At 34.1% G+C, this 25,495-nt stretch carries 28 protein-coding genes and 1 pseudogene; 9 read left to right on the forward strand and 20 right to left on the reverse strand.

The genetic code is table 11. From position 1 onward, the window contains the following. Nucleotides 1-9: 9 nt before the first annotated feature. From gvpJ to CDZ89_RS13745, 6 genes and pseudogenes are all read right to left on the reverse strand, one after another. The gene (gene gvpJ, locus CDZ89_RS13720) at nt 10-264 is read right to left on the reverse strand and encodes a gas vesicle protein GvpJ (RefSeq protein ID WP_096155011.1); all 255 of its coding nucleotides are present in this window, start codon (nt 262-264) and stop codon (nt 10-12) included. Between the two features lie 517 nt (nt 265-781). Beyond that, nucleotides 782-2,662 (reverse strand): molecular chaperone HtpG, encoded by a 1,881-nt coding sequence (htpG, locus tag CDZ89_RS13725; protein WP_100333825.1) that lies wholly within the window; start codon nt 2,660-2,662, stop codon nt 782-784. A 360-nt stretch (nt 2,663-3,022) separates the two neighbouring features. Continuing rightward, nucleotides 3,023-5,317, reverse strand: coding sequence for a helicase C-terminal domain-containing protein (locus CDZ89_RS13730; RefSeq protein ID WP_100333826.1), 2,295 nt, complete (start codon nt 5,315-5,317; stop codon nt 3,023-3,025). A 126-nt stretch (nt 5,318-5,443) separates the two neighbouring features. Then, nucleotides 5,444-6,019, reverse strand: a pseudogene (locus CDZ89_RS13735) (peptide-methionine (S)-S-oxide reductase MsrA); the annotation flags it as partial. A gap of 135 nt (nt 6,020-6,154) precedes the next feature. Next, nucleotides 6,155-6,544, reverse strand: a complete 390-nt coding sequence (locus CDZ89_RS13740) for a DsrE/DsrF/DrsH-like family protein (protein WP_096155015.1) — start codon at nt 6,542-6,544, stop codon at nt 6,155-6,157. Between the two features lie 12 nt (nt 6,545-6,556). Further along, on the reverse strand, nt 6,557-7,129 hold the full coding sequence (locus CDZ89_RS13745; RefSeq protein WP_096155016.1) for a sulfurtransferase TusA family protein: 573 nt from the start codon (nt 7,127-7,129) through the stop codon (nt 6,557-6,559). 165 nt (nt 7,130-7,294) lie between these two features. Between CDZ89_RS13745 and CDZ89_RS13750 the strand changes: the two genes are divergently transcribed. Beyond that, a complete protein-coding gene (locus CDZ89_RS13750) occupies nt 7,295-8,434 on the forward strand; it encodes a glycosyltransferase family 2 protein (protein WP_096155017.1) in 1,140 nt (379 codons plus the stop codon). A 58-nt stretch (nt 8,435-8,492) separates the two neighbouring features. Here CDZ89_RS13750 and CDZ89_RS19985 read toward each other — a convergent pair whose 3' ends face one another. Continuing rightward, nucleotides 8,493-8,696, reverse strand: a complete 204-nt coding sequence (locus CDZ89_RS19985; protein ID WP_198508241.1) for a hypothetical protein — start codon at nt 8,694-8,696, stop codon at nt 8,493-8,495. A gap of 49 nt (nt 8,697-8,745) precedes the next feature. On the opposite strand from CDZ89_RS19985, the gene CDZ89_RS13755 reads away from it, so the two are divergent. Continuing rightward, nucleotides 8,746-8,943 carry a DUF6176 family protein gene (locus tag CDZ89_RS13755; RefSeq protein WP_096155019.1) on the forward strand — a complete coding sequence of 66 codons (198 nt, stop codon included), beginning with the start codon at nt 8,746-8,748 and terminating at the stop codon, nt 8,941-8,943. A gap of 29 nt (nt 8,944-8,972) precedes the next feature. Here the strand turns inward: CDZ89_RS13755 and CDZ89_RS13760 are convergent, their stop codons facing one another. The 9 genes from CDZ89_RS13760 to CDZ89_RS13795 form a co-directional block, all read right to left on the reverse strand. Then, the gene (locus CDZ89_RS13760) at nt 8,973-9,176 is read right to left on the reverse strand and encodes a DUF4083 family protein (protein WP_096155020.1); all 204 of its coding nucleotides are present in this window, start codon (nt 9,174-9,176) and stop codon (nt 8,973-8,975) included. 14 nt (nt 9,177-9,190) lie between these two features. After that, nucleotides 9,191-9,646 carry a GNAT family N-acetyltransferase gene (locus tag CDZ89_RS13765; RefSeq protein WP_096155021.1) on the reverse strand — a complete coding sequence of 152 codons (456 nt, stop codon included), beginning with the start codon at nt 9,644-9,646 and terminating at the stop codon, nt 9,191-9,193. Between the two features lie 23 nt (nt 9,647-9,669). Further along, nucleotides 9,670-10,233, reverse strand: a complete 564-nt coding sequence (locus tag CDZ89_RS13770; protein WP_096155022.1) for an energy-converting hydrogenase B subunit EhbP — start codon at nt 10,231-10,233, stop codon at nt 9,670-9,672. After that, nucleotides 10,214-10,336: a hypothetical protein gene (locus CDZ89_RS20315; RefSeq protein WP_255249801.1), complete on the reverse strand. Its 123-nt coding sequence runs from the start codon at nt 10,334-10,336 to the stop codon at nt 10,214-10,216. The genes CDZ89_RS13770 and CDZ89_RS20315 overlap by 20 nt, the downstream gene beginning before the upstream one ends. Before the next feature lie 4 nt (nt 10,337-10,340). After that, complete coding sequence (locus tag CDZ89_RS13775) at nt 10,341-10,742, reverse strand: hypothetical protein (protein ID WP_096155023.1); 402 nt, start codon at nt 10,740-10,742, stop codon at nt 10,341-10,343. Beyond that, the gene (locus tag CDZ89_RS13780) at nt 10,735-12,948 is read right to left on the reverse strand and encodes an MMPL family transporter (RefSeq protein WP_100333828.1); all 2,214 of its coding nucleotides are present in this window, start codon (nt 12,946-12,948) and stop codon (nt 10,735-10,737) included. The genes CDZ89_RS13775 and CDZ89_RS13780 overlap by 8 nt, the downstream gene beginning before the upstream one ends. Before the next feature lie 94 nt (nt 12,949-13,042). Continuing rightward, nucleotides 13,043-14,437, reverse strand: coding sequence for a HAMP domain-containing sensor histidine kinase (locus CDZ89_RS13785; protein ID WP_096155025.1), 1,395 nt, complete (start codon nt 14,435-14,437; stop codon nt 13,043-13,045). Next, nucleotides 14,437-15,126, reverse strand: coding sequence for a response regulator transcription factor (locus CDZ89_RS13790; RefSeq protein ID WP_096155026.1), 690 nt, complete (start codon nt 15,124-15,126; stop codon nt 14,437-14,439). The genes CDZ89_RS13785 and CDZ89_RS13790 overlap by 1 nt, the downstream gene beginning before the upstream one ends. 127 nt (nt 15,127-15,253) lie before the next feature. Then, nucleotides 15,254-16,420, reverse strand: coding sequence for an MFS transporter (locus tag CDZ89_RS13795; protein ID WP_227521507.1), 1,167 nt, complete (start codon nt 16,418-16,420; stop codon nt 15,254-15,256). Between the two features lie 203 nt (nt 16,421-16,623). Here CDZ89_RS13795 and CDZ89_RS13800 point away from each other — a divergent pair, with 203 nt between their 5' ends. Then, nucleotides 16,624-17,379: an SDR family oxidoreductase gene (locus CDZ89_RS13800; protein ID WP_096155027.1), complete on the forward strand. Its 756-nt coding sequence runs from the start codon at nt 16,624-16,626 to the stop codon at nt 17,377-17,379. Nucleotides 17,380-17,497: 118 nt separating this feature from the next. Further along, a complete protein-coding gene (locus tag CDZ89_RS13805; RefSeq protein WP_096155028.1) occupies nt 17,498-18,061 on the forward strand; it encodes a CBO0543 family protein in 564 nt (187 codons plus the stop codon). Between the two features lie 52 nt (nt 18,062-18,113). Here the strand turns inward: CDZ89_RS13805 and CDZ89_RS13810 are convergent, their stop codons facing one another. Continuing rightward, nucleotides 18,114-19,637, reverse strand: coding sequence for a potassium/proton antiporter (locus tag CDZ89_RS13810; RefSeq protein WP_096155029.1), 1,524 nt, complete (start codon nt 19,635-19,637; stop codon nt 18,114-18,116). A gap of 52 nt (nt 19,638-19,689) precedes the next feature. Then, nucleotides 19,690-20,253, reverse strand: a complete 564-nt coding sequence (locus CDZ89_RS13815; protein WP_096155030.1) for a tyrosine-type recombinase/integrase — start codon at nt 20,251-20,253, stop codon at nt 19,690-19,692. Between the two features lie 185 nt (nt 20,254-20,438). On the opposite strand from CDZ89_RS13815, the gene CDZ89_RS13820 reads away from it, so the two are divergent. Together CDZ89_RS13820 and CDZ89_RS13825 are read left to right on the forward strand one after the other, a co-directional pair. Beyond that, on the forward strand, nt 20,439-20,798 hold the full coding sequence (locus CDZ89_RS13820; protein WP_100333829.1) for a hypothetical protein: 360 nt from the start codon (nt 20,439-20,441) through the stop codon (nt 20,796-20,798). A gap of 12 nt (nt 20,799-20,810) precedes the next feature. Then, the gene (locus CDZ89_RS13825) at nt 20,811-20,990 is read left to right on the forward strand and encodes a hypothetical protein (RefSeq protein ID WP_096155032.1); all 180 of its coding nucleotides are present in this window, start codon (nt 20,811-20,813) and stop codon (nt 20,988-20,990) included. A 96-nt stretch (nt 20,991-21,086) separates the two neighbouring features. Here the strand turns inward: CDZ89_RS13825 and CDZ89_RS13830 are convergent, their stop codons facing one another. Then, entirely contained in the window at nt 21,087-22,454 is a 1,368-nt protein-coding gene (locus tag CDZ89_RS13830; RefSeq protein ID WP_227521508.1) for an amidohydrolase family protein, read from the reverse strand. 121 nt (nt 22,455-22,575) lie between these two features. Between CDZ89_RS13830 and CDZ89_RS13835 the strand changes: the two genes are divergently transcribed. The 3 genes from CDZ89_RS13835 to CDZ89_RS13845 all read left to right on the forward strand — a co-directional run bounded on the left by CDZ89_RS13835 (nt 22,576) and on the right by CDZ89_RS13845 (nt 25,237). After that, nucleotides 22,576-23,427: a VOC family protein gene (locus tag CDZ89_RS13835; protein ID WP_100333830.1), complete on the forward strand. Its 852-nt coding sequence runs from the start codon at nt 22,576-22,578 to the stop codon at nt 23,425-23,427. A 114-nt stretch (nt 23,428-23,541) separates the two neighbouring features. Continuing rightward, nucleotides 23,542-24,123 (forward strand): 5'-deoxynucleotidase, encoded by a 582-nt coding sequence (gene yfbR / locus CDZ89_RS13840; RefSeq protein WP_100333831.1) that lies wholly within the window; start codon nt 23,542-23,544, stop codon nt 24,121-24,123. A 190-nt stretch (nt 24,124-24,313) separates the two neighbouring features. Further along, nucleotides 24,314-25,237 (forward strand): S66 peptidase family protein, encoded by a 924-nt coding sequence (locus CDZ89_RS13845; protein ID WP_096155035.1) that lies wholly within the window; start codon nt 24,314-24,316, stop codon nt 25,235-25,237. Between the two features lie 33 nt (nt 25,238-25,270). Here the strand turns inward: CDZ89_RS13845 and CDZ89_RS13850 are convergent, their stop codons facing one another. Continuing rightward, complete coding sequence (locus tag CDZ89_RS13850) at nt 25,271-25,471, reverse strand: cold-shock protein (RefSeq protein ID WP_096155036.1); 201 nt, start codon at nt 25,469-25,471, stop codon at nt 25,271-25,273. Between the last annotated feature and the right edge of the window lie 24 nt (nt 25,472-25,495).

The following is a 25,495-nucleotide window of genomic DNA, read 5'->3' on the forward strand; positions in this document are numbered from 1 at the left end:
TGTTTCACTTTAAAAACTAAACTGTGCATTTTCTCCTCTACTAGAAAGGCCATCTTCTTGGACTTCATCTGTTAATAAACCAACCGCTTCAGCATAACGTAGCCAAGTATCCACACTAGCAATAACTACTCTAGCTTCAACCGTAATAATTTCAATCCCTACTAACGAAACTCTTACGAAAGCATCAATGACAATTCCTTTATCAAGGATTCGATCAATAACTTCTGCAAGACTGGAACTATCGGTACTTTTCTGAATACTCATATTCCTTATGCTCCTTTCAAAGGGAAAATTTCCGTTGAATTTCTCAACATAATGTAAAGTTAATAGGTATATAACCGATTCAATTGACTGTAAAACAAGCCCTTAAGACCTAATGCGATAGTGAATTCCAAATAATTCTTTCATTATTTCAATTCGGCTGGAAATTGTAATAAAACAAAAGCCTTGCTTTCAATGATTAAGATGATTTTCAGTAATTTTTTTGAAAATTATATTACAAAAATATTACACCAATAAAAAAGAGAGGACATTCCACCTTGTCCTCTCTCTTTACCAATTTATGTTTATTCCTAGTAATATCATCAGATTAATCTAATTCCAACTACACTCTTATTCTCCTATTTTATCTATTGCCCCTTTTCCTACTACCATCCAATCTCTATCTATTTTTTAAAATTGAAAAACGAAATATCTAGTATCTACATCCATTCCATTGTTGCTATATATAAAACATTGTACAAAAAAACACCCCTGAATTTTCTTCAGGGGTGCAGTGGCGTCATACCATTATTTTACAAATATCATTTGTAAATTCAACTGGATCTTGTAAGGATAATCCTTCGATTAATAATGCTTGGTTATACAATAAGTTTGTATACAAGGACAATTTTTCTTTATCATTAGCATGAGCATTTTTTAGAGATTGGAACACTTCATGGTTTGTGTTAATTTCTAACACTTTATTAGCCTTAATTCCTTGATTATCTGGCATTTGACTTAACACCTTTTCCATCTCAATTGTAATTTCACCTTCTGTTGATAAACATACAGGGTGTGTTCTTAAACGTTTGGAAACTTTAACAGTTGTTACTTTTCCACCTAAAATTCCACTCATCGATTCGAAAAGATCTTTATTTTCTTCTTGTTCTTTTTCGGTACTCTTTTCGTTTTCATCTGCTTCAATACCTAAGTCACCGCTTGACACAGATTTGAACTCTTTTTCTTTATAAGACATTAACATTTTAATCGCAAACTCATCAATTTCGTCTGTGAAATATAAAATTTCATATCCCTTATCTAAAACTACCTCTGTTTGTGGTAGTTTTTCAATACGTTCAATCGATTCACCAGTTGCATAGTAGATATACTTTTGGTCCTCAGGCATATTGGAAATATACTCATCTAGCGAAACTAACTTTTTCTCTTTCGATGTGTGGAATAGCAATAAGTCTTGAAGCGTTTCTTTGTTTGCTCCGAAATCAGCATATACACCGTACTTAAGTTGGCGTCCAAATGCTTGGAAAAACTTCTCGTAATTTTCTCTTTCATCTTTTAACATACTTTGAAGTGCGCTTTTAATCTTCTTAGATAAATTTTTCGCAATAAATTTTAATTGACGATCTTGTTGTAACATTTCACGGGAAATATTTAACGATAAATCTTCAGAGTCGACTAAGCCTTTTACGAAACTAAAGTGGTCTGGAAGTAAATCAGAGCACTTGTTCATGATTAATACGCCACTTGAGTATAGCTCAAGTCCTTTTTCAAATTCCTTAGAGTAATAATCAAATGGAATGCTCTCAGGGATGTAAAGAATAGAATTGTAACGGATTGTTCCATCTACACTAATGTGTAAGTGTTTTACTGGCTTATCAAAACCGTAATGTTTTTCTGCATAGAAGTTTTCATAGTCCTCTGTTGTTAACTCGTTTTTATTTTTACGCCAAATTGGCACCATACTATTAATTGTTTGCTCTTCTGTTACTTCTTGTAGTTCTTTTTCCTCTTCATCACTAGGCTTTGTCGTTTTCACATCCATTTTGATTGGATAGCGTATAAAGTCTGAGTATTTTTTGATGATAGATTTTAACTGATATTCTTCTACAAACTCATCGTAATTATCATCTTCTGTATTATCTTTTAATTGCAGAGTAATAGTAGTTCCAACTTCTGCTTTATCATCAGGGACGATTGTGTATCCGTCAGCACCTTCAGATTCCCACTTATATGCTTGGTCACTTCCTAGCGCTTTACTTGTTACAGTAACAATATCAGCTACCATAAATGCTGCATAGAAACCTACACCAAATTGGCCTATAATGTCGTGACCATCTTTCAATTCATTTTCTTTTTTGAATGCTAAAGATCCACTTTTAGCTATCACACCAAGGTTTGTTTCTAGTTCTTCTTTCGTCATACCAATTCCTGTATCCGTAATAGTTAAAGTTCTTGCCTCTTTATTTGGTGTTACTTTGATATAATAGCTATCTTTATCAAACTGTAAAGAGTCGTCTGTTAGTGCTTTATAATAGATTTTGTCAATTGCGTCACTTGCATTAGAGATTAACTCACGTAAGAATACTTCTCTTTGTGAATAAATAGAATTGATCATCATTTCCAGTAATCGTTTTGATTCTGCTTGGAATTGTTTCTTTTCCATTTGTAAAAACCCCTTCCGATATTTTTTATGTAAGTTTATAGTTTAGCACTCTATCCGTGGGAGTGCTAGTTCCACTATTTAATTATCATATTTGGATAAATACTGTCAATAGGTTTACTTTTAAAATAAAATATTTTATCTTTTATATTTTGCCTGTTCCTTTCCGCGGGAATCGGAGGAGAAGGTTATTTTCACTATCTTGAAAAAACCTACTCCTCGGCGATCCGCCTGTGGGGTCTCACGCTTCGCTCTATGTCCCGCTGGAGTCAGGTTCCTTTCGCTCCAATCCACTCTAGAATGTAAATATTGCGTACAGCAACAATCTTAACGAAAAGAGCAAAACAAAAAACACCAATTAATCTAGTATTTTAATATTTTAAAGTTGCGCCATTCTTCTGGTAGTAAGGAAAGGTATTTGTTAGTTAAGAATCTGTCGTCAACAAGCCAAATGAATCCTGTATCCGTTTCGGACCGTATTAAGCGGCCACCCGCTTGGTGAACTTTATTCATCCCTGGATATACATACGCGAAATCAAAGCCATTAACACCTTGTTTTTGATAGTAATCTTTCATAATATTTTGTTCATCGCTTATTCTCGGAAGCCCTACTCCGATTATCATGACACCATTTAGTTTTTCACCAACCAAATCAATACCTTCTGCAAACACTCCTCCTAATACGGAAAACCCGATTAGCGTTGTTTGGTCATTAGGTTCAAATTCATTTAAAAACTTACTTCTTTCTTCCTCTGTCATATCATGAGATTGTATGATTACTTTTACTCCATCCACTTGATAGTTTTCGTAAACTTCCAATACTTGTGACATGTATTCATAAGAAGGAAAAAATACTAAGTAGTTCCCATTTTTTTTATGTAGCTCACTACAGATTACATTTACTATCTTACTTACTGAATCGGAACGGTCCTTATACTTTGTAGAAATCGGTGCGACACTAACCTCAACATTTTCAATCGGAAATGGTGACGACAATGAAAGGTGATAATCATCATCCGTTCCGCCTAATACTTTTGTAAAGTATCCAAGTGGCATGAGTGTGGCCGAAAAGAAAATAGAAGATACAAGTTTTTTGGTCATTTTATTTAATATAAGCGATGGATCTAAACATAGTATTTTGACTTCCACTTCGCTTTTATAAATAGATGTAAGTGTTTTGAAATGATCGTTATACCAGCCTGTCGCTTTTAAGAAAGCGTTGGTCATAAAATATACCTCTTTTACTGACTCAAATTCTTGAGCTTTTCCATACTGTTGTAAATATATTTCCGCTTCGTTATAAAAGTTTTGTAATACTTCTACAAGAGACTCTGGTACTTCATTATGCGTGGAAACATTCTGATTCAACATTTCTTTTTTCCACTTCAGTAATTCATTATTTACTAATTTAGCAACTTGGTATAGTTCTTTGTTTTTATTTTTCAACTCTCTACTTAGTGACAAAAAGCTTGATTTCTGAATGGATGAAGAATACATGTTACGTGCTCTATCTACTAAATTATGTGCTTCATCTATTAACAGCACCGTTTCTTTCTCATATTCAGTCCATCTTTGTAGTTTCACTTTAGGATTAAAGAAATAATTATAGTCACAAATTATAACATCTGCGTAAAGGGCAACATCTAATGAAAATTCAAATGGACATAATTGATGTTTTCTAGCGTAAAATTCTATCGTATTAGTATTCATTAAGTTTTCATTTGTTAAAATATCTATTAATCCCTCTTGTAACCGGTCATAATAGCCATTAGCGAACGGACAATAATCTTTTTGACATCTAACTTCCTCTTGGAAACAAACTTTTTCTTTTGCTGTTATGGTGATAACCTTTGCTCTTAAACCTTTGTTTATTAATAGGTGAAATGTATCTTCAGCTACTTTTCTAGTACTATTTTTTGCTGTTACATACATTATACGTTTTGCTTTACCAACGCTTATTTGTTTTAGTGTAGGAAAAATCGTTGAAATTGTTTTTCCAATTCCTGTAGATGCTTTTGCGAACAGACGCTTATTTTCTGAGATGCTTTTATAGGTTACGTTCATTAAAGAACGTTGACCTTTTCTAAATGTTTGAAATGGAAAATCCAGTTTTTCTATACTAGCTTTGGTCAATTGTTGTTGTTGGGTTATCATGAGGTGAAATGTTATATATGTATCTATCACTTCTTCATAAAACGTTTCAAGCTCGTTTATAGAAAATATCTTTTGAAAAGATCTTTTCTCAAAACTTTTTCTATTAGCATATACTAGATGTACTCCGATTTCTTCTAGACCTTCTTGCTTTCCAATGATATAAGCATATACTTTTGCTTGTGCCCAATATGTAGGATAATCCGTTTCTAAAAGTTCACTTACTGTACGCCCTGTTGACTTTATTTCTTCTACGATTACTAGATTTTCCTCACGAATGATTCCATCACATCTGCCATCTACTTTATATTCAAGTTCTTGGAAGGTAGAAGTATAACTAACGTATACTTCTTTTTCATAGTTATCTCCCCGGTTCTCCTGTAGACGTTGATGCGTTTTAGTACCTTCCTCTAAAACATTCCCAAAAACAGAACCAATGTGAATACTTCCACTCATCATAGAGAACTCTACTAATTTCCGAACTGATACCGATATTTGTTTTTCCATTCATGCTCATCCGTTCTATTTTCACCTTGACCGGTGCTATTTCAAACTTGTACTTTCATTTTAACAAAAGAAAAAAGCACTTACACCTAGTTAAGTGTACAGTGCCTTATAAATGTATGATTATTACTACCATTTTAAAGAATTTATTAGGCTTGTTAATTTAGCCTTTTTTTCTTCAGCCATCGTGGAACTAGTTATTTCATTCTTGATGTCAGAAAGCGAGCAATATCCTTTGACAAAACCATTTAATCTTGCGACAAGTGTGGAATTCATGAAGGAGTCATGTGAACTATAATAGTCCAAAAGTGATTCTAATGCTTTTGAATATCGTTTTAAGTAGTATTTTTGATGTTTTTCTTCAGCAAGTGAAAATTTATTAAGTGATGCAATTTCAGTTTGGATTGGTTCGCCTAATTTTACTTCAAGTTCATTCTTTATTTTTTTTACTAATTGAAGTTGGCTAGAGTCTTCACATAATATGATGGACAAATATTGCCTACCTTTGTAATTTGATCGGTTCGGTTTATGAATGGTCCAGAAATGATGAACTATTTTTTCTAACGAGATGATTTTAGGATCAAATACAATTTCTACACATTCACTATGATCTCCCATTTGTCGGTATGTTGGATTGCTCGTAGTACCACCTGCATAACCAACTCTCGTCTGCATTACACCTTTTAAACTCCCAAACTGGGCGTCTGTTCCCCAGAATCAACCCATGCCTAATACAATGGTTTGTAAATCATTAGTACGCATCTTCTCTCACCCTTTCATTTCTATTATATCAAAAAGAGCCGTTTACTCAGACACCATCCAAGTAAACGACTCTTCCATTTAAAAGGTCAAAGTTATATCGGCTTCTTTTGCATAACTTAAGAAAGTTGCCGCTCCACCAACATCGATTCCATCAACGAACTGGTCTTTTTCTAACTGCATAACATCCATTGTCATTTGACAGGCAATCATTTTAACTCCCATTTCTTGAGCCATTGACACTAGTTCTGGTATGGATGGTACATTAGCTTGTTGGAATCCTTGTTGCATACTCTCTTTACCTGGTGGTAAGGACAAGTTTTTATGTGCGTCTTTATGAATTAAGTTCAAGCCTTCAAAAGTAAAAAAGATGCCAACTTCCCCTTCTGATGCAGCTGTTACTGTTGCGATATTAAACACTTTATACGCATCAAACATGCCACCGTTCGCTGCAATAATTGCTACTTTCATTAGATTCACTCCCTATAGTTTTTTGTCCAGAGAACCTGTCCAATCTCTCATTCCAGAAGTTACATTTTTCACATTTGAAAACCCTTTTTCGGATAACTTTTGAGCAGCTATATCACTTCGAGACCCAGATCTACAAATGACATGAATTTCATCATCTGTTTGGAGCTCAGAAAATCTTTCTTCCAACTCCCCTAATGGAATATGAATGGCACCTGGAATATGACCAAAAGCATATTCTGCAGTTTCTCTTACATCGAGCACCGTAACTTTTTCATTTCCTTCGATTTTTTTTAATAATTCATCTAAACGTGTTACGTTTGGGTGTTTTGTTTCGCTTTTTTCTTCTGATTCACTTGCTTTTCGAAGATAGTGTTTTAAAACATCCCCTTCTTCGACAGTACCTAAATATTGATTTCCTGTCGTTGATGCCCATGCTTTAATATCAGCAGTCGACCCTTTATCAGTAGCTTGGATTTCTAACACTTGACCAGGTTCTAAAGCATTCATTTCTTTCTTTGTTTTCACAATCGGCATTGGACAAGCCAAATCTTTTGCGTCTAAAACTTTATTAGATGTTACATTCATGCCACTTCCTCCTTTAACACTTTTATTATGAAGTTAATACAACTATTTCATGCCTATTTTTCTACATTAAAAAGAGCTTAGTGACGTTTCTAAGCTCTTTTACACATTTACATTCGTGCATAATATTCCCCTTCTGCTATCATGTTAAGAACAGGAGGAATGTTTATGTTTATATTGGCTATAATTACATGCTCCTTTTGGTTGGTTGTACTTGTTGATGCCAAGATTGGTATGAGGAAAATTATAAAACTGGAATCTGTTCAGCCTGATATCACAAAAGGACCACTAGTATCTATTATAGTAGCCGCTAAGGATGAAGAAAAAGATATTAAAGAGAGCATCCTTTCTCAACTAAACCAAACATATGAAAATGTAGAATGGATAATTGTAAATGATAGATCTGATGATAAAACTGGAGATATTATAGATAAGCTATCTAATTATGACCCTCGCATAAAAACAATCCATATTCAAGAACTTCCAGAATTTTGGCTTGGGAAGAATTATGCATTATTTAAAGGTTACAAAGAAAGTAATGGCGATTATCTTCTTTTTACAGATGCAGATATTATGTATGAAAAAACGATGATTTCAAGAGCTGTTACGTATTTTCAACAAAAAGAATTAGATCATTTAACCGTTGCACCTAACCTAAAAGGTAGAAGCTTTTGGACTAATGCTTTTATTTCTTTCTTTTTGTTCGGGTTCTCTTATTTTAAAAGGCCATGGAAGGCTAACGATGAAAAAAGTAAAGCTGCAATTGGAATAGGTGCCTTTAATTTGTTAAGACGTGATGTATACGAGGCAATCGGGACACATCAGGAAATTAGCATGCGTCCAGACGATGATCTGATGTTAGGTTTAAAAGTTAAAAATGCAGGAAAAAGACAGAATTTACTTCTCGCGCAGAATTTATTAGAAGTCGAGTGGTATCCATCACTTAGGTCAGCATTGATTGGACTTGAGAAAAATACATTTGCTGGTCTTTTCTATAGTTATTTAATGGTAGCTTTCGCCTTATGCGGTGTATTTATTTCGCAAGTTTGGCCATTTATGGCAATGTTTTTTACAGAAGGAATCACTCGATATTTATTTATCATTAGTATTTTGATCATTTTTTTCACGTATCATCAAACTGCCAATTTAATGACAAAAGGGGCGAATAAGTATTTCTTTGTATTTCCCATAACGGCTCTTATTTTTATGTACAGTATTATTAGGGCGACTATCCTAACTACCATTAGAGGTGGTATCGTTTGGAGAGGTACATTTTATTCGATTAAAGACTTAAAAAGAAAAGTATAAGTTGCCCCTTTAGCAGAGTTTTTATTGCTAAGGGGTACTACTAGAAATTATTTAATTGTTAACATTGGCATTCTTTGCCCGTTGCCTCGGTCACTTTGCACGTTGTTTGAGTCAATTTGTATCTCGCTTCGGTCACTTTGCCTCTCGCTTCGGTCACTTCGCCTCTTCCTTCGGTCAATTCACCTCTCGCTTCGGTCAATTCGCCTCTCGCTTCGGTCACTTTGCCTCTTGCTTCGGTCAATTCACCTCTCGCTTCGGTCAATTCGCCTCTCGCTTCGGTCACTTTGCCTCTGGCTTAGGTTTTTCGAGAAGTGTTAAATGGAGAAGAGTATTTATATTGGTATTCTGTTCAGGGTAATCGTGGAATCGAAGTAAATGATTCTACACATGAAATTGATAAAATTCACCTAAGATATTGGAATGAATGTATTGATCCGATTTTCCAACCAGTAGATTTAGAGACAACGGTTGTCATGATACCTGAAAATATTAAACAACATATGAAATAATAATGGAAGGGATTGTTCCCCTTCCTGCATTACTTTGAATTATTTTTTTCTTTTTCTAATAATTGAATTACTTTGTCCAGTTTATTCTCAACACCCTTTAATCGATCATGCTTCTTCCTAGTTAATCTTACGATGATAATTATAGGTATTGCTATTATAATTAGAAACACAATCAATTGAATTACTGAATCTAAAATGGATAATCCCCCGCTTGTTGCAATAACTAAGTTCATTTCTTTCTCCTCTCTTACCGATGTCCATCTTTTCTTGCTTGACTAAAGCCATAATACGCGCATGTCCCATTTTTCTTTAAGTCTTTCACTTCAAACCCACACTTTTTATAAAACGAAAAGTTGTCAGCAGATGTATGTGCAAACCAATCACCATGTGGAAGCTTTTGCACACATAAGGAAACTAATTTCTGCCCTAGCCCTTGGCCCCTATATCTAGAGTGTACTACTAAGTCCATAATATTTGCTGCCATTATCTTATCAGAAATAACCCTTATCATACCCACCATCTGATCTCTGTCCCAAATCGTAAAAGCCCAGGTTGAGTTTTGAAAAATTAACGTGTATTTTTCTTTTTGCCATTCCGGAGTTTCTCTCGCCCAACCAGCATCTTGAAATAGCTCCTCAACACTTTCAGAAGGTACACCTTCCGTACCTTCTCTTATGACAAATCCATTATAATATTGATACATTTCAACATACCTCCCAGATTATCTTATTCTCTAGAAAGGTGCGGTTTCCTTTTTTTAACTACTACAATAAGAACAAAAACTATTATCGTAGCAACAATAACATATAATTGTGTATTTTCTCCTTTATTTCCATCCATGAATTTTTCAAAATAGGTAGCTCTTTTCTTATCTTCATCCAAAACCTTACCATCTAAAATAGGAATAAGTCCATTTGTCCCAAGAACAGGAACATAAAATTCGTTTAAATCATGTTTTTCAGCAAAAAGTAAAAACTCCCCGCCTTGTTCTTGGTGTTCTTTAACCCAACCATCATCATAAACTTGTAAACCAATAATCATTCTTCCAGTTTCAACATCTCCATAAATAACTTCTTTTACCATAAACTCAAATCCTCTATACATATGTCCACCTGAGATACTATCGGCTTTGAAATCATATGTTCCTCTAACAATGAAATGTGCTCTTTTTTCTACTTCTTCTGGTTTGAGCAAGTCATAAGATGCAGCTAATACCAAAGTTGAAGGTAGCAACAGCAACAAAAGTAAAGTTAACAAACTAACTTTTAGCTTAATTAAAATTTTTTTCAATTTTTCCGCCCCCCTTTTTAATTTGACGTTTAGAAGTTGGAACTGGTTTCGTTTTTAAAAAAGAACCTACTCCAGAATTTGGAATAGGTTCTTTATCTATCATACTATTATTCTTTTTCTTTAAACAAGTTTCCAAAAACAAAAGTCATTGCTAGAAAGACGAAAAAACTGACCATTAAAATTGTTCCACCAACTATATAGAAAACTAATGTAAACGTTTCTGGTGCCCATTCTGGTCGGAAGTATTGCATATACATCCCGAACGTTAAACCAAAGCTACCAATGATCGCTGTCCAAACGTGTAGTGACGCAAGTTTAGATTGTTTTGGTATTTTAAAAAGAGCATAAAATACTGCAAAGGCAAAAAGTGAAAGCCAGCCAACTAATAAAATATGAGCATGAATTGCTCGGAAAAGGTGTGAGCCCGCTCCAGCCATATGTGAACCGATAAACACACCAATTGCTGCATATATTGCAGAAAAACGTAATAACATTTTTGTTCTATTCATTTGTAAACTCCTTTTCTCCTGAATCTTTTTTTATTTTTGACGGCCACCAATTCCAATGACCAAGTATTGACACAATCGCAGGTACGAGCATTCCGCGAACTAAGAAAGCATCCATTAAAATACCAATACTTACAATAAAGCCGAACATGAATAACTCTAAAATCGGTTGAGTCATTAATACACCGAACGTTGCAGCAAGTATTAATCCTGCAGAAGAAATAACTCCACCTGTTAAAGCAACACCACGGCGGACAGATTCTTGCATGCTGAATCTTCTATTCTCTTCTTTTATTCGAGAGATTAACATTATATTATAGTCTACACCAAGCGCCACAAGGAAAACAAAGGAATATAGTGGTATGCGATAGCTCATTCCTTCATAACCGAAGAAGTTTTCAAATATAAACCAACTTAACCCTAATGCTGAAGCGTAAGAAAGTAAAATCGTAGCCATCATATAAATAGGCGCAATAAGAGAACGACTATGGAATATTAACATCCCAAAAATAACCAATGTAACCACGATAATTACGATTAATGTATCTCTATCATTTATTGCACGTATATCTGCTTGTTTAGCAGTTTGACCAGTAAAATGAATGGCATACTCATCCAATGATAACCCACTTTCCACTAATAGGTCATCTTTTTGCTCGCTCCATTGAGTCAGAGCGTCTAGTGCTTCTTTGTCATATGGATTCATATCTAAAACAATATCAAATTTTAATGCTTTTTCTTGATCATCCAACCAACGACTACCTATTCGTCCACCAGTCTCAATCACATCCATATCGGGAAAAGTGGTAGAAAGCACTCCTTCTAATGATAAAAGGTTCTCACTTAAATTTTCTAATGCCCTTAGTTCTTCATTATCAAATGTATAGGTTGATTTCTTTTCTAATAGAACTGTCACCGGAGCGAGTTCGCCAGCAGGAAACTCTGCTTCTAATTGCTCAAAGCCAACTCTTGAGTTCATATCTTCTGGAAAAGATTTAATAAGATTAAAAGAATATTGGATGGATAAAGCGTTTAATCCATTAATCATTAAAAATACTAATACAATTCCTCCAGCAACATATGGCTTCTTTGTTACAAAAGAACCGATTCGACTCCAAAAGCGGTTTTTTTGTAACGTTTTTTCTCCAACCTTTGGGATCGCTGGCCAAAACGCACGACGACCACAAATCGTAAACAATGCAGGTACTAGCGTTAAACCAGCTAATAATACGATAACGATTGTAATCGCAAAAACAGGGCCGAAATTTTGATACGGTCCGTAGGTTGCTAATAATAAAACTAACATAGCAGCAAATACCGTACCACCGCTAAAGAATATTGGCTCAGCCACTTCTTTCACAGCTTCACGCATTGCTTCATACTTATTTTCCGTTTTACGTAGTTCCTCACGATAACGAGAGAAAACAAATAAACAGTAATCCGTTGTTGCCCCAAATAGCAAAATCATCACAATCGATAAAGATTGTGCTTCAATGGCAAACACTTCATTTGCAGCAAACATTCCTAACACTCTATCTACTACTTGATACACAATTGCTACTGCTACTAACGGAATAATTGCTAGTAACGGAGAGCGATAAATAACGATTAATAATACAAGTACTAGTGCAATTGTAGAAAATAGTAAAACTAAGTCAGCATTAGAGAAAATAGCAATTGTGTCAGATGCAATTCCAGCAGGACCTGTAATTTTTAAAGAGCCCGCTACTAATAACTCATCTGCAAATTGTTGAATAGCATTGACTGCAGTATTAATGTCAGCCATCTCTACACTATCTTTCATCATAAGAGGTAAAACGAGTGTTGTACCACTTTCTGATAGGAACGCTTCTTTTGTTTCATTTGGAAAGAGGTGAAATGGAACAGAGGATTCAATTGCAAACTCGTCCGTTTTATCTGTTATCCATTCACTCACTTTGTCTATTTGTTGATAGTTATCTTTATTCCAACCTTTTTCATTATAAAAAACTAACAACCCTAGTAATCCGCTGTCATCAGGAAAATAGTTTTCAAGCTTCTCGCTAGCTACAACTGACTGGGTATCTTTAGGTAAATCATTTTCTCCCGTGTTTACTTTATAGTCATTGGCAGATGGTGCAGCACTTAAAGCACCTGCAAGTATTATCCAAATACCAACAATAAGCCAAACCCATTTTCTTTTCGATGTTAATTCAGCTAACCTTATCATCTTTTCCTCATTTCTGACATTCTTGTCTATTTATTCGTCATTAACAAAATCTATATTAACCTATGAATATGAATGGAATATGAACAAACATTTTTTATCGATTGTTTGATATCTGTAAAGAGAATGTAAATTCAGTTCCAATTCCTACTTCACTTTTTACCTTTATATCTGATTCATGCAGTAAAATAATAGATTTCACAATGGAAAGTCCAATCCCCGTACCAATTTTTTTCGAGCGTGCTTTGTCTGATTTATAAAATCTATCCCATATAAAAGGAAGTTCCTCTTCTTTTATTCCTATTCCTTCGTCACGCACTATTATCTTTACTTTGTCTTTTTCTTTTTCTAGTTTCAAATAGGTGGAGCTATGAGCAGGAGAAAAGTGAATTGCATTGCCAATTAAATTGATAAAAACTTGTTCCATTCTATCTTGGTCAGCGAATACATATAGATCCTCTTTTGGTGTTTGAAACTTAATATCCATTTTCGCCCCCTTTAATTGTGGTTCCAATTTTGCAGTTATAACACGTAATTGTTCAGTTAAGTTGTAGTTTTTCGGATAGAGTTTTAATTGACCTGACTCTAACTGCGACACTTCTAATAAATCATTCACCAACTTTATTAATCGTTCTGTTTCTTCTTTCATAAGTAAGTAATAATGTTTTTTTCTTTCATTAGGTATTGTTCCATCTAATAATGCGATTAGAAAACCTTTGATAGATGTTAGTGGGGAACGTAAATCATGAGACACATTTGCTAAAAATTCTCTTCGCATCTCTTCTAAACTTTCTAATTCCGTTGCCATATAATTAAAGCTCTCTCCGAGTTGGCCAATTTCATCTTTTGTAGCGATAATCACTTCTTCGGAGAAATCCCCTTTAGCCATTTTTAATGCAATCTTATTCATTTCCCTTAGCGGAGTTGTAATTTTCCTAGAAATAAACCAAAGGATGATTCCAGCAACACAAATGGTGATGATTAAAGTGAATAATACCATCCATATTACTTGTTCATATTCGTGTAACAAATCATGATAGACAATCACCATGAAAAAACCATTTTCATCTAATGGAGATTGATCTGAGTATATATAAATAAAATCCTGTTCAATTTTCATTCCACCAGCTAACTTCTCTCCAGACGTTAGCATTTCATTCACTTTTTCTTCTATTTTATAGGACGTAATCTTACTACTTGTTGGCTCGTACACTAGTTTCCCTTCTTTATCAAAAAGAAAAATACTACTGTTTTTTTGTTGTAAACTACTTTGAAGGGATGAATTCAAGATAGAGTCATCCCATTTTTTAATCTCGGATTGATCCAGTTGTTCTTTAATTTGCTCGTGGTGAAAATTGTACGTATCTTCGTAATTACTATAAAGTTGAATATGAAATAGATAAAGAAAGATAGAATTAAATAATAGGAAAGAAAACATTACGATAAAGGAATAGGTAATAAAAAGTTTTCGAAATATACTAGTTTTAATCATTATTTTTCACCTATTTCTAGTTTATATCCTATTCCTCTAATCGTTTGAATCAACAAGTTTTTTTCTTTTAGTTTTTCTCGCAACCTCTTAATATGAACATCCACCGTTCTCGAATCACCTTCAAAACTATCTCCCCAAATTCTATCTAATAGTTGTTGTCTAGTAAAAACTTGATTAGGATTGGAGGCTAGAAAATAAATGAGTTCTAGCTCTTTTTTAGGCAGGGAGACTTCAGTATCACGAAGAAATACTTTAAATTGATTCACATCAATAAATATAGAACCTAGCTTAATGTTTTCTTTCCGTTCTTCTTTTCTAGAACTTCTTCTTAAAACAGCTTTCATACGCGCAACTAATTCATTTGGGTCAAATGGTTTTACAATATAGTCATCTGCCCCTAATTCTAATCCGCGTATTTTATCATAGCTTTCACCTTTACCAGTTAGCATGATAATAGGTATATGCTTATTTTCTAAACGAATCATCTTACATACTTCCCAACCATTCATTTCAGGTAGCATGATGTCTAGCAAAACGAAATCCGGTTTTTCATCGTAAAATTTAGCTAAACCTACTTCGCCATCTAAAGCAATGTTTGAGTTGTATCCTTGTTTGTCCATATATAACTGAATGAGGTCACATATATTTGGATCATCTTCTACTATTAATACTTTTATCTGCTCTTTCAATATTTTCACCTCAATAACACTTGTTTAATTAACTTGTCACTGTTTACAATAGCATATTATTATGAACAGAAAATGAACGAAAAAAGCAATACGACCTTAAGAGTAGGTGTATTGCTTTAACCAGTAATTAGAATTTTTTTAAAAATAACACCCACGTCGAACCTAACATAATTAGTATTAGACCAGCAACTATGTAAACAGATGATAATCCGATTATGCCAAGTAAGGAAAATGTTACGAATGGCCCTAACGCTGCACCTATATCGACTACAACTGTGTGAACAGTCATTACTTTTACTTTATCCAAGTGTGCGGCAGCATTCGTTGCAATGGTATCAGTAGTAGTCACAAAGATAGTTGAAAGTAGCTGAAAAATCAATAATCCACTAATAAGTATATAAATGGATTGAATAATCCCTAGGAAAATTAACATAGCGCCACCAAAAAATAGTGGAATGAGTAATACTTTTAACATCCTTTGTTTTGAATATAGTTGTTTTCCGATCCACGGTGCTACAAATGGGTCCCATCCCCATCTTATAGCTTGTAAAATACCTGCAAGACTAGCAACCCCAATAGTAAATTGAGCTACTGTCCAATGTTCTAAGTATGCTATTTCAATTAAAGGGCTTAATGTAGAAGCAAATAGCCCAAAAACTATAAAGCCCATTGTCGCTCCTGTAACAAATACCATGCTTACGTACGGGGTTAACCATTTTTTCTTAACTTTAGGTGAATTTTCTGTTTGATTTGTTCTTTTTGAAACTGGAACTAGTAGAATTACAGCAGGAATGGCAATTAATCCCAGAGCCGCAAATATTGTTGTGACAAAGAAAATGGAAGTTTGATCAACAAGGAATCCTCCTGCAAGCATTCCTATTAACCCCCCTAATCCCCAAATTCCATTATAAAGTCCAACAAATTTCCCGCGATTATGATCATTCGTAACATCTATTACAGTTAGAAAGCCACCTAATCTCAGCAAGGACCAGGCAACTCCCCATAACGCTCTCATAAAAACTAACACCCAGAAGCTTTGTATCGTTCCGTAAGAGAAGGTTGTAATTACGGCAAGTGATAAGGCTATAAATACACCAGTTCTTAATTGAAAATGTTTATAGAACAATCCAACTAGTGGATTTATAGGTAATCGCACAAAACGGTTTATCGATAGTAGAATACCAATTTGCCAAATAGCAGTTAATCCAAACTCTCTCCAATATAAAGGTAAAACGATAAATAGCAATGCTTCCCCTAGAACTGCTACTGCTGTTACTAAAGCAATTCCTACCACCCTTTATTGTGTAGACAAAAAGTATTCCCCCAAATAAAAATAATTGAATACCTTTTTTAAAATTGCAAAGTATTTTAGAACAAAATATATAAATTATTTCAAAAAAAGAAAAATTATACAATCTTTTTCAGAAAAATGTATTATAGAATAAGTAAATAAAAATTGGGGGTAAGATTTTATTTTCACATTAGGAGGATTAGAACTTGCAGAAATTAGATAGAAAAATTGCGGTCGTAACTGGCGCTAGTAGTGAAGTAGATATGGGTACCTCAATTTGTAGGAAACTGGCTAGCAATGGTGTGGATGTATTTTTTACTCATTGGAAAGCTGAAATTGGATGGCTAGAACAATTTATAAATGAACTTAAAGCTCTTGGAGTCAAAACTGACTGTGCTGAAATTGACTTTTCCACTAAAGATGCAGCCAGTAACGTTATGAAAGCAGTGGAAAGCAGCTTAGGGATTCCATCTATTTTAGTCAATAATGCAGCGCATTCCACAAATGATGGGTACGAATTGTTAGATGCTGAAACCCTTGATATTCATTATGCCGTTAACATGAGAACTACGTTTTTACTTTGTACCGAATTTGCTAAAAGATATAAAGTGAGTAATCTAAGTTCTGGCAGAATTATCAATATGACTTCTGGGCAAGATATTTCTCCTATGCCTGGAGAGCTGGCCTATGTTGCAACAAAAGGAGCTATTTCCGCATTTACGAAATCTCTTTCTGCTGAATTGGCTCCTATTGGTATTACAGTTAACGCTATAAATCCTGGACCAACTGATTCTACTTGGATGAATGATGAAATTAGAGACTATTTAAGGCCAAAATTTGGCTTAGGACGAATTGGAAAACCAGAGGATGTAGCGAACTTAATAAATTTTCTGGTGAATGAAGAAGGTGGTTGGATTACGGGTCAGATAATTCATTCGGAAGGTGGATTTTTAAGAAGTTAATATAACAACCTATTGAGATTATAAGTTTCGAGCTCTTTTCAAATCTCATTGATTTCACTAATAATAATTACAAAATAGGCAAAAATACCTGTAAGTATTAGTGAAATGAGGTGAGGTATTGAAGCAAAAAGAAATGTTTCTTAAAATTGTGGAGACGCGTGTGGAGTTGTATGAGTTTATGGATAAATACTGGGAACAATATTCTAGTTTCCATACTTGGCAATTTTGGACGAATGTCTTTATGCTTCTTTTCCCAATCTTTATTCTGTATAAAGTACTTGATCGTAAAAAAGCATTTGAGATTGGCTTTTATGGTTTTGCAGTTCATACTATTGCATCTTACTTAGATATTTATGGGATAAGAATGGGGTTTTGGGGATATCCTTATCAAATTTCAACTTATGTAGCCGCTAATATCGCTCTGGATGCTTCTCTTATTCCGATAAGTTTTATGCTTATTTATCAATATACATATCATAATAAAAAGCGTTTCTATTTAGTTACTTTGATTGGAATATGTGCATTTTCCTTTATTATAAAACCGATATTAAAATCCCACGGTCTTTTCTATATGGGAGAAGGATTTACATTCTTATATCTATCCTTGTACTATGTTGCAGCAATTGCGTCCTCGATCGCAGTTGTTAAAATATTCCATGGTTTTCAAAAAGGAAAATTATAATATTACAAGAGTGTAACAGGTACGGTTACACTCTTGTAATATTTTGTTTCGTTTACTTATTTGATGATGTAACAGGTTCCTTGCTAATTTCTCTATTTTCTTCTTCTCTTTTTTCATTTAATAGACTTTCTAATTGCTTTTTACTTTTTCTATCAGTTAAAACGTAAAGAATATCTTGTTCTTTAATAGTTGAATCTCCAGAAGGAGTTACTAATCTATCTTCCCGAATAATTGCATTTATTAATGTACCTTTAGGGAAATCTATATCTACAAGTTTTCTCCCTACTATTTCTGCATCTGAATTTACTTCAAATTCAATTATTTCCGCATTCGCTTTTCCTATCGATACTAACTCTAACGAATGAGGAGAACTCACCTTTTTCACTCCAACTAATTTTAATTTTTCAGCAAGGAGCGTAATAGTTGAACCTTGTATTAATGTAGATGTAAGAACTACGAAGAACACTACATTGAAGAATAATTGGCTATTTGGCAACCCAGCAATCATAGGGAAAGTAGCTAATACAATTGGCACAGCTCCACGAAGACCTGCCCAAGATAAAAAGACTTTTTCATTAAATTTATACTTCATCCCGATTGTAGATAAGAAGACTGCAATAGGTCTAGCAACAACCATTAGAACTAAAGATAAAACTAGCCCTTTCCAAATAATATCCCATTGAAAAAGTTGTCCTGGAAAAACTAATAAGCCAAGTATAGTAAACATTAAGATTTGCATCATCCAAGCAAATCCTTCATTAAATCGGAAGATTGACTGGCGATAAGTCAATTCAGAATTCCCTATAATTAATGCGGCTGTATATACTGCAAGGAGTCCACTTCCGCCAATTAATGCTGTTATACTGTATGTCAATAGAGCGAAGGCTAGTGCGAACACAGGGTACAACCCACTCGAATCCAAGTTAATTTTGTTAATAGAAATAGATCCGAGTTTACCTAGTATAAGACCTAAAATTAAACCTGTAGACATTTGCCAAGCGAAATTTATGATTAGTGTGAAATAATTCGGATCAGACGCAATAATCAATTGAATAAAGGATAAAGTTAGAAATACCGCCATCGGATCATTTGTTCCAGACTCTGCTTCTAATGTCGCACCCATTCTCGCTTTAATATTTTGACCTTTCAGTACTGCAAAAACAGCGGCAGCATCGGTTGAACCTACAATCGCTCCAAATAAGAAAGCTTCTAGCCAGGTGACATCCAAAATTAGCTTTGCAGCGAATGCTACAATGGTTGAAGTTAAGATAACTCCGATAGTGGCTAAAGATAAGGACGGCATTAGTACAGACCTTACTGTTGGCCATTTTGTTTGAAGACCACCTTCAAAGAGTATAATTACAAGCGCAAATATTCCAATTAGTTGCGCATATTTTGCATTGTCAAAATAAATAAATCCTAGCCCGTCACTACCAAATAACATACCAACAATAATAAAAAGTACAAGTGCTGGTACGCCTAATCTATTTGAAAATTTCGTTGTAATAACACCAACTATCAATAGCATTGCGCCTAATAAAATAATTGAATCTACATTAAACCCACTATTAAACATAGTATTTTCCTCCCCTCCGTACGATGTGATCTCTATTTTTTATTTCAATAAACTATAAATTAACATCAATCTTTAAAGTGTTATTGTCATTTTTGTCATCTTTATTTATTCCGATATAGCGGTAAGTTTCGGATGGTGTATTATGATTAAATAAACTTTGTAAAATGGAAACAGCTATACCTTTTTTATATGCATGATAGCCAAACGTCTTTCTTAACGTATGAGTCCCAATCTTCCCATAAAGACCTACATTGTTTGCTGCATTATTAACAATACGATATGCTTGTTGCCTAGAAATCGGTTTTTCACATTTTCGTGATTTAAAAAGATAATCACTCGATTCAAGTTTTTCTGATTGAACATATATAGTAATTGCATTTTGAACAATATTATTTATATAAATGGACTGCTCGTCTACTATAGATATATAAAACTCTTTTACACATCCGTTATCTTCTATAACTTCGCTAACTTTTATATGTAACAATTCATTAATTCTAATTCCTGTGTTAATCCCCATAACAAAAAATAAATAGTCTCTTAAAGACTGCTTTTTTAAATGTTCTTTCATTAATGTGATATGCTTTGACTCTTTAATAGCCTCTACACATTCCAACCATTATCACCTTCCTTATGTAACATAACTTAATTATATCATGTATTTGTGTAACATAATAAATGTTAATAACTAGTTCAAAAAACATTTTAAACTATTACAGTTGTTAGATTGTTGAATAATATAAAAACTTGAATTAATATGGAGGAAATATCATTTATTGAAATGGTGAAAAGAGGATTGATATGAAAAAGATATCATTTATTCTCATCCTTACTTTTAGTTCTTTTTCTTTAATTTTTCAAACTAGTAATATTAATATTGGAGTTAATACCAAAAAAGTATATAACCACTTATACGACTTTGACTATGTTATTAGCATGGAAAGTCCGATTAATAGTTTAAATTTAATACAACAAGAGAAAAAAGAAGGTATTAAAGTAAAAAATGCTGTACATTCCTTTTATGTTTTGTTTTCTCCTGTTACATTTATTATTACTGAAAATGTTGAACATAACCTGCTATATCGAATGTGTTTAACTCCTATATACTATGAAGGTGGATACCTCTCCTTAACTTTTAATATAATTACTAGTAAAAATTAAAGGAGAGTAATCATGAAAAACAATTCAGAACTAAAGGACTCACTAAAATGCTATTTAGTTATTTCACTGCTTTCTATCATATTCTTCACTACCATTATCTTTTCAGCAGAACTTACTAACCACAGTGTCCTATCTATGCTCCCGAAATTTTCATGGGAAATGATAAATACATTCGATGAAATTTTTAAATAAACATCTATATTTGCTAAGGTTTTTCAATCAAAAAAGGTGCCTATTAAAGGCACCTTTTTCTTATATTACAAGGGACTTTCAGTTACCTGGCACTTGTTACACTTTCGTTATGTTAGTGTATTTTTTTAAAACTTTTACGTTGAACTCTGCTAGGAACTCTTCTTCTTTTTTGTTTACTTCTTCTTCTGATGGCACTGCATTTAATAGTTCTAGTTGTGTATAAACTTTACCACCTTTTATGATTAGGTTAATTTCTTTTGTGTTTTCAATATTCTCTAAAGGATTTGCATTAAGCACTACTAGATCTGCAATAGCTCCTTTTTGAATAATTCCTAATTCAGGTTTATTCAAGCTTGCCGCTGCCATACTTGTTGCTGCTCTAAGTGCTTCTAATTTCGTAAATCCAGCTTTAACAAAAAGTTCTAACTCTCGATGTAACGCCATTCCTGGATATGTCCACACTCCTGCTGGGGTATCTGTGCCTGCAACTACTCTGCCTCCTAATTCAGCATAGGTTTTTGCAAACCGTTTATTTATAGTGCCTAATAACGCATTCTTTTTTAAAGCATCCACATATTGCGAGATCATAGACCATTGTTGGATTAAGCCTTCGTTTTTCTGTATTTTTTCTATTACTTCATTGTCAGGCTTCCATACATCTGGGACTCTACCTTGTTGGTCAAATAAAATCATCGTTGGGCACAGAATGACATCGTATTTTAAAAGCTCTAAACATATATTTCGAATTAATTCTTCATCTGGTTTTTCCCAATTAATCTCATCCCAGTCTGATTGTTCTGCTCTCATGTTCCAGCTTGGGTACATTGCTTGAACCACGCCAGATACATGCTCATTCCACTTTACTCCAATCTTCGCAGCATCTACTGCATTTACATCTGTGGAGTAGAGCAAGTCACAGCTCACTTCTTTCCCATGTTTCTTCGCCTCTTCTACAGTAGCTTCCATCACTTCTCTACTTAACCAACCATACACTTTCACAAATTCTGCCCCAGCCTCAACTTGTCGTTTGACTTCTTTTATGGCTTCTTCTTTTGTATCAATGTTAATACTCCACGGACTTGTTTCCCCCCATAAGCCTGGAGGGCCGTCCATAATTCGATCCGCGGAAACTATTTTTGGAGTTGGAGCATCCCGAGGTGCTTCTATTAAGCTCCTCAACTCTAATACGTTACCGCCAGTGTTTCGAACAGTTGTAATCCCTGCTGCTGTAAATATAGGAGCAAAAGCATCCTTAATATGTACATGCATGTCAATCAAACCTGGAATAATCCATTTTCCACTAATATCAAATATTTTCATATCAGAAAAATTATCTATTGTTGTTCCAACCGGCAACAGTGCAGCTATTTTTCCATGCTTCATTAAGATATCCTGTTCTCTTACACTACCAGACTCAACATCAACAACGTATCCATTTTTCAGTAAGATTGTTTTTTCTTTCAAAAAAAATCACCTCTAGTTAAGAACTGTTTAATGTTTCGGTTAAGCAAAAAAAGAGATAAGTTAAAAAGAATATGCTAAAGTTGGAAATAATATATCTAATCTATGTTAGGAGGATTCCTTCATGCATTTTCATACTCACCCTACTATGTATGTACGTGATATACAATTGAAAGTTTCAAACTTATCTAAATCTATAGAATTTTATAAAAACATTGTAGGTTTTAACGTTATTAGACAAGATAAGAAAATAGCTCACCTATCGGCTAACGGTAAGACTTCGATTTTAACGATAGAACAATTAGATGAAGTAGAACCAAAGCAATTAAGAACAACTGGACTATATCACTTTGCCATACTACTTCCGAGTCGAAAAGAATTAGCTAAGTTTATTCATCATTTAATGAATACTCGCTATCCTCTACAAGGTGCTTCCGATCATATTGTTAGTGAAGCTCTGTATTTAGTAGATCCTGATGGAAATGGGGTTGAAGTTTACTGTGATCGATCAGCATCTGAATGGAAATGGTCTCACGGGGAAGTGTTAATGGCAACGGACCGTTTAGATATAGAAGATATTCTCTCTGAACGGAATGGAGAAGAATGGTCTGGCCTTTCCAATGGCACTGTAATGGGGCATATTCACTTACACGTTTCGGATTTAAAGGAATCCGAAACGTTCTATTGTAACGGTTTAGGTTTTGAAGTAGTGTGTTGCTATGGAACACAAGCCCTTTTCGTTTCTTCAAATGGTTATCATCATCATATTGGGTTAAATACATGGAACGGCGTCGGTGCACCTCCTCCAAGCCATAATAGTGTTGGTTTGGAACATTTTACTATTAGTTTTCCAAGTGAAGAAAATAGGCAGGCTAGTATAGAGAGATTGCATAAGTTAGGGGCATCAGTTGAAACTGAAGATGATAACTACACAGTAATAGATCCATCAGGGAACAAACTTTTATTAACAATATAAGATAATTGCTTTGCACCTCACTTGAAAGAGGTGCTTTTTAGCTCCTGCCACTTGCCAGCTACTCTTCTAATGAGATACTATTTATCCAGTATTAATATATAGGGATGTGTAACGATGGAAAGTCATTTATTAGCTAATTTATATCGCTTGAAATATATTGAGCGTTGGAGTTTAATGCGGAATACGATGAAAGAAAACGTTGCGGAACATTCATTTCATGTTTCGTTACTTACTCATTGCCTTTGTTCGATTGCGAATGAAGTATATAACAAGGAAATTAATACAGATCGTGCCGTTACTCTATCCTTGTTTCATGATGTGACAGAAGTTTTCACTGGAGATATACCAACACCCGTAAAGCATCATAACAAAGATATATTAAAGAACTTTAGAGATCTAGAGGATTTAGCGGCAGAACGATTAGTAAACCAAGCTCCATACGAACTAAAGCATATTTATAAAAGTATCATTTCTGAAAAAAATGAAAAAGATCTTTATCAATATGTAAAAGCTGCAGATCTTTTAGATGCATATTTAAAATGTGTGACAGAGCTTGCTGCTGGCAACCGGGAATTTGCGGTAGCTAAAAATCAAATAGAACAGAAAATACATTCATTATGTATGCCTGAGGTCGAATATTTCTTACAACATTTAGCACCAAGTTTCGAAAAGACTTTAGATGAAATTTCCGAGTAAAAAAACGAGGGATACCAAATAGATAATGTTATCCCTTCTTCTTCAAACCCATTACCACTTCCTTTACTGTTTTTTCTTATTAGTAGTATGAAACCACCTTATTTATTTCATTAATTCTAAACTTCACTTATATTACACCTTAACTTTCATATATTGTAAAAAGAAATTTTTTACAAAGGAAGTGAGGTCCATGGCCACAAAACCACCTATGCTACAAAGCGGAGACTCTATTGGTCTAGTTTCACCAGGAAGTCCTCTTGATGCAAACATAATTAATGCTCGAATAGAAACACTTCGAAACATGGGTTTTAATATTATCTTCGGAAAGTATCTTTACTCTTTTGACGGCATCACAGCAACTACTCCAGAAAGAAGAGCGGAGGATTTAATGTTTATGTTTTCTAGCCCTGGTGTAAAAATGATTTTACCAAGTCGAGGAGGAACAGGTGTCCAAAGTTTACTTCCTTTTTTAGACTACAATATTATTAAACAAAACCCAAAGATCATTACAGGTTATAGTGACATCACTGTACTACTAAATGCTCTATATCAATTAAGTGACTTAACGACCTTTCATAGTTTAATGCTTCCGGATTTCAGGCCTGATACACCAACTTACAATTTCAATCAGTTTTTTGAATCAGTCTCCACACTTACACAACCAAGAGTTATTTTAAATCCACCTAACATGTTGCAAGTTAGTTTAGTACGTGGAAATGTTACTGGATCTATTGTGGGAGGGAACATAACATCCATCATTAATACACTTGCTACTCCTTATGAAATTGATACAAAAGGAAAGATTTTATTTTTAGAAGATATAAAGACACCGACTAACATGATCTATCGTTATTTCACTCAGTTATCTATGTCAGGGAAATTCAATGATTGTATAGGAATAATAATTGGAGAATGTACGAATTGTCCTGTATCTTACGGAACTACGCTTGAAATGTTAATAAATGAATGGATAGTGCCACTCGGTAAACCTCTTATGGTTAACGTGGCAACGGGGCATGGGTATTATAAGTCTAGTATTCCGATAGGAGCGGAGGTTAATTTAAACACGAATGAAAATAGATTAACAGTATTGGAAGCAACCGTGCAAACATAAAAAAAGGACTCTATAAAAGAGTCCTTTCCAACATTACATTTTTGTAACGTTTGTAGCTTGAAGTCCACGTTGACCTTGCTCAGTGTCAAATGAAACTTTTTGGCCTTCATCTAAAGATTTAAATCCTTCGCCTTGGATAGCTGAGAAATGTACGAATACATCATCTCCACCTTCTACTTCGATGAAACCGAATCCTTTTTCTGCGTTAAACCATTTTACTGTACCTTGTTGCATATTTGTTGCCTCCCAATATGTGGA

The sequence above is a fragment of the Bacillus alkalisoli genome (genome assembly GCF_002797415.1).
GTDB classification, from domain to species: Bacteria; Bacillota; Bacilli; order Bacillales; family Bacillaceae_I; genus Bacillus_CD; species Bacillus_CD alkalisoli.

Coding starts and splice junctions, on each gene's coding strand:
- gvpJ (WP_096155011.1), bottom strand. CDS start 264: ATGAGTATTCAGAAAAGTACCGATAGTTCCAGTCTTGCAGAAGTTATT.
- htpG (WP_100333825.1), bottom strand. CDS start 2,662: ATGGAAAAGAAACAATTCCAAGCAGAATCAAAACGATTACTGGAAATG.
- CDZ89_RS13730 (WP_100333826.1), bottom strand. CDS start 5,317: ATGGAAAAACAAATATCGGTATCAGTTCGGAAATTAGTAGAGTTCTCT.
- CDZ89_RS13740 (WP_096155015.1), bottom strand. CDS start 6,544: ATGAAAGTAGCAATTATTGCAGCGAACGGTGGCATGTTTGATGCGTAT.
- CDZ89_RS13745 (WP_096155016.1), bottom strand. CDS start 7,129: ATGAATGTAACATCTAATAAAGTTTTAGACGCAAAAGATTTGGCTTGT.
- CDZ89_RS13750 (WP_096155017.1), top strand. CDS start 7,295: ATGTTTATATTGGCTATAATTACATGCTCCTTTTGGTTGGTTGTACTT.
- CDZ89_RS13760 (WP_096155020.1), bottom strand. CDS start 9,176: ATGAACTTAGTTATTGCAACAAGCGGGGGATTATCCATTTTAGATTCA.
- CDZ89_RS13765 (WP_096155021.1), bottom strand. CDS start 9,646: ATGTATCAATATTATAATGGATTTGTCATAAGAGAAGGTACGGAAGGT.
- CDZ89_RS20315 (WP_255249801.1), bottom strand. CDS start 10,336: ATGATAGATAAAGAACCTATTCCAAATTCTGGAGTAGGTTCTTTTTTA.
- CDZ89_RS13775 (WP_096155023.1), bottom strand. CDS start 10,742: ATGAATAGAACAAAAATGTTATTACGTTTTTCTGCAATATATGCAGCA.
- CDZ89_RS13780 (WP_100333828.1), bottom strand. CDS start 12,948: ATGATAAGGTTAGCTGAATTAACATCGAAAAGAAAATGGGTTTGGCTT.
- CDZ89_RS13785 (WP_096155025.1), bottom strand. CDS start 14,437: ATGATTAAAACTAGTATATTTCGAAAACTTTTTATTACCTATTCCTTT.
- CDZ89_RS13810 (WP_096155029.1), bottom strand. CDS start 19,637: ATGTTTAATAGTGGGTTTAATGTAGATTCAATTATTTTATTAGGCGCA.
- CDZ89_RS13820 (WP_100333829.1), top strand. CDS start 20,439: ATGAAAAAGATATCATTTATTCTCATCCTTACTTTTAGTTCTTTTTCT.
- CDZ89_RS13825 (WP_096155032.1), top strand. CDS start 20,811: ATGAAAAACAATTCAGAACTAAAGGACTCACTAAAATGCTATTTAGTT.
- CDZ89_RS13835 (WP_100333830.1), top strand. CDS start 22,576: ATGCATTTTCATACTCACCCTACTATGTATGTACGTGATATACAATTG.
- yfbR (WP_100333831.1), top strand. CDS start 23,542: ATGGAAAGTCATTTATTAGCTAATTTATATCGCTTGAAATATATTGAG.
- CDZ89_RS13845 (WP_096155035.1), top strand. CDS start 24,314: ATGGCCACAAAACCACCTATGCTACAAAGCGGAGACTCTATTGGTCTA.
- CDZ89_RS13850 (WP_096155036.1), bottom strand. CDS start 25,471: ATGCAACAAGGTACAGTAAAATGGTTTAACGCAGAAAAAGGATTCGGT.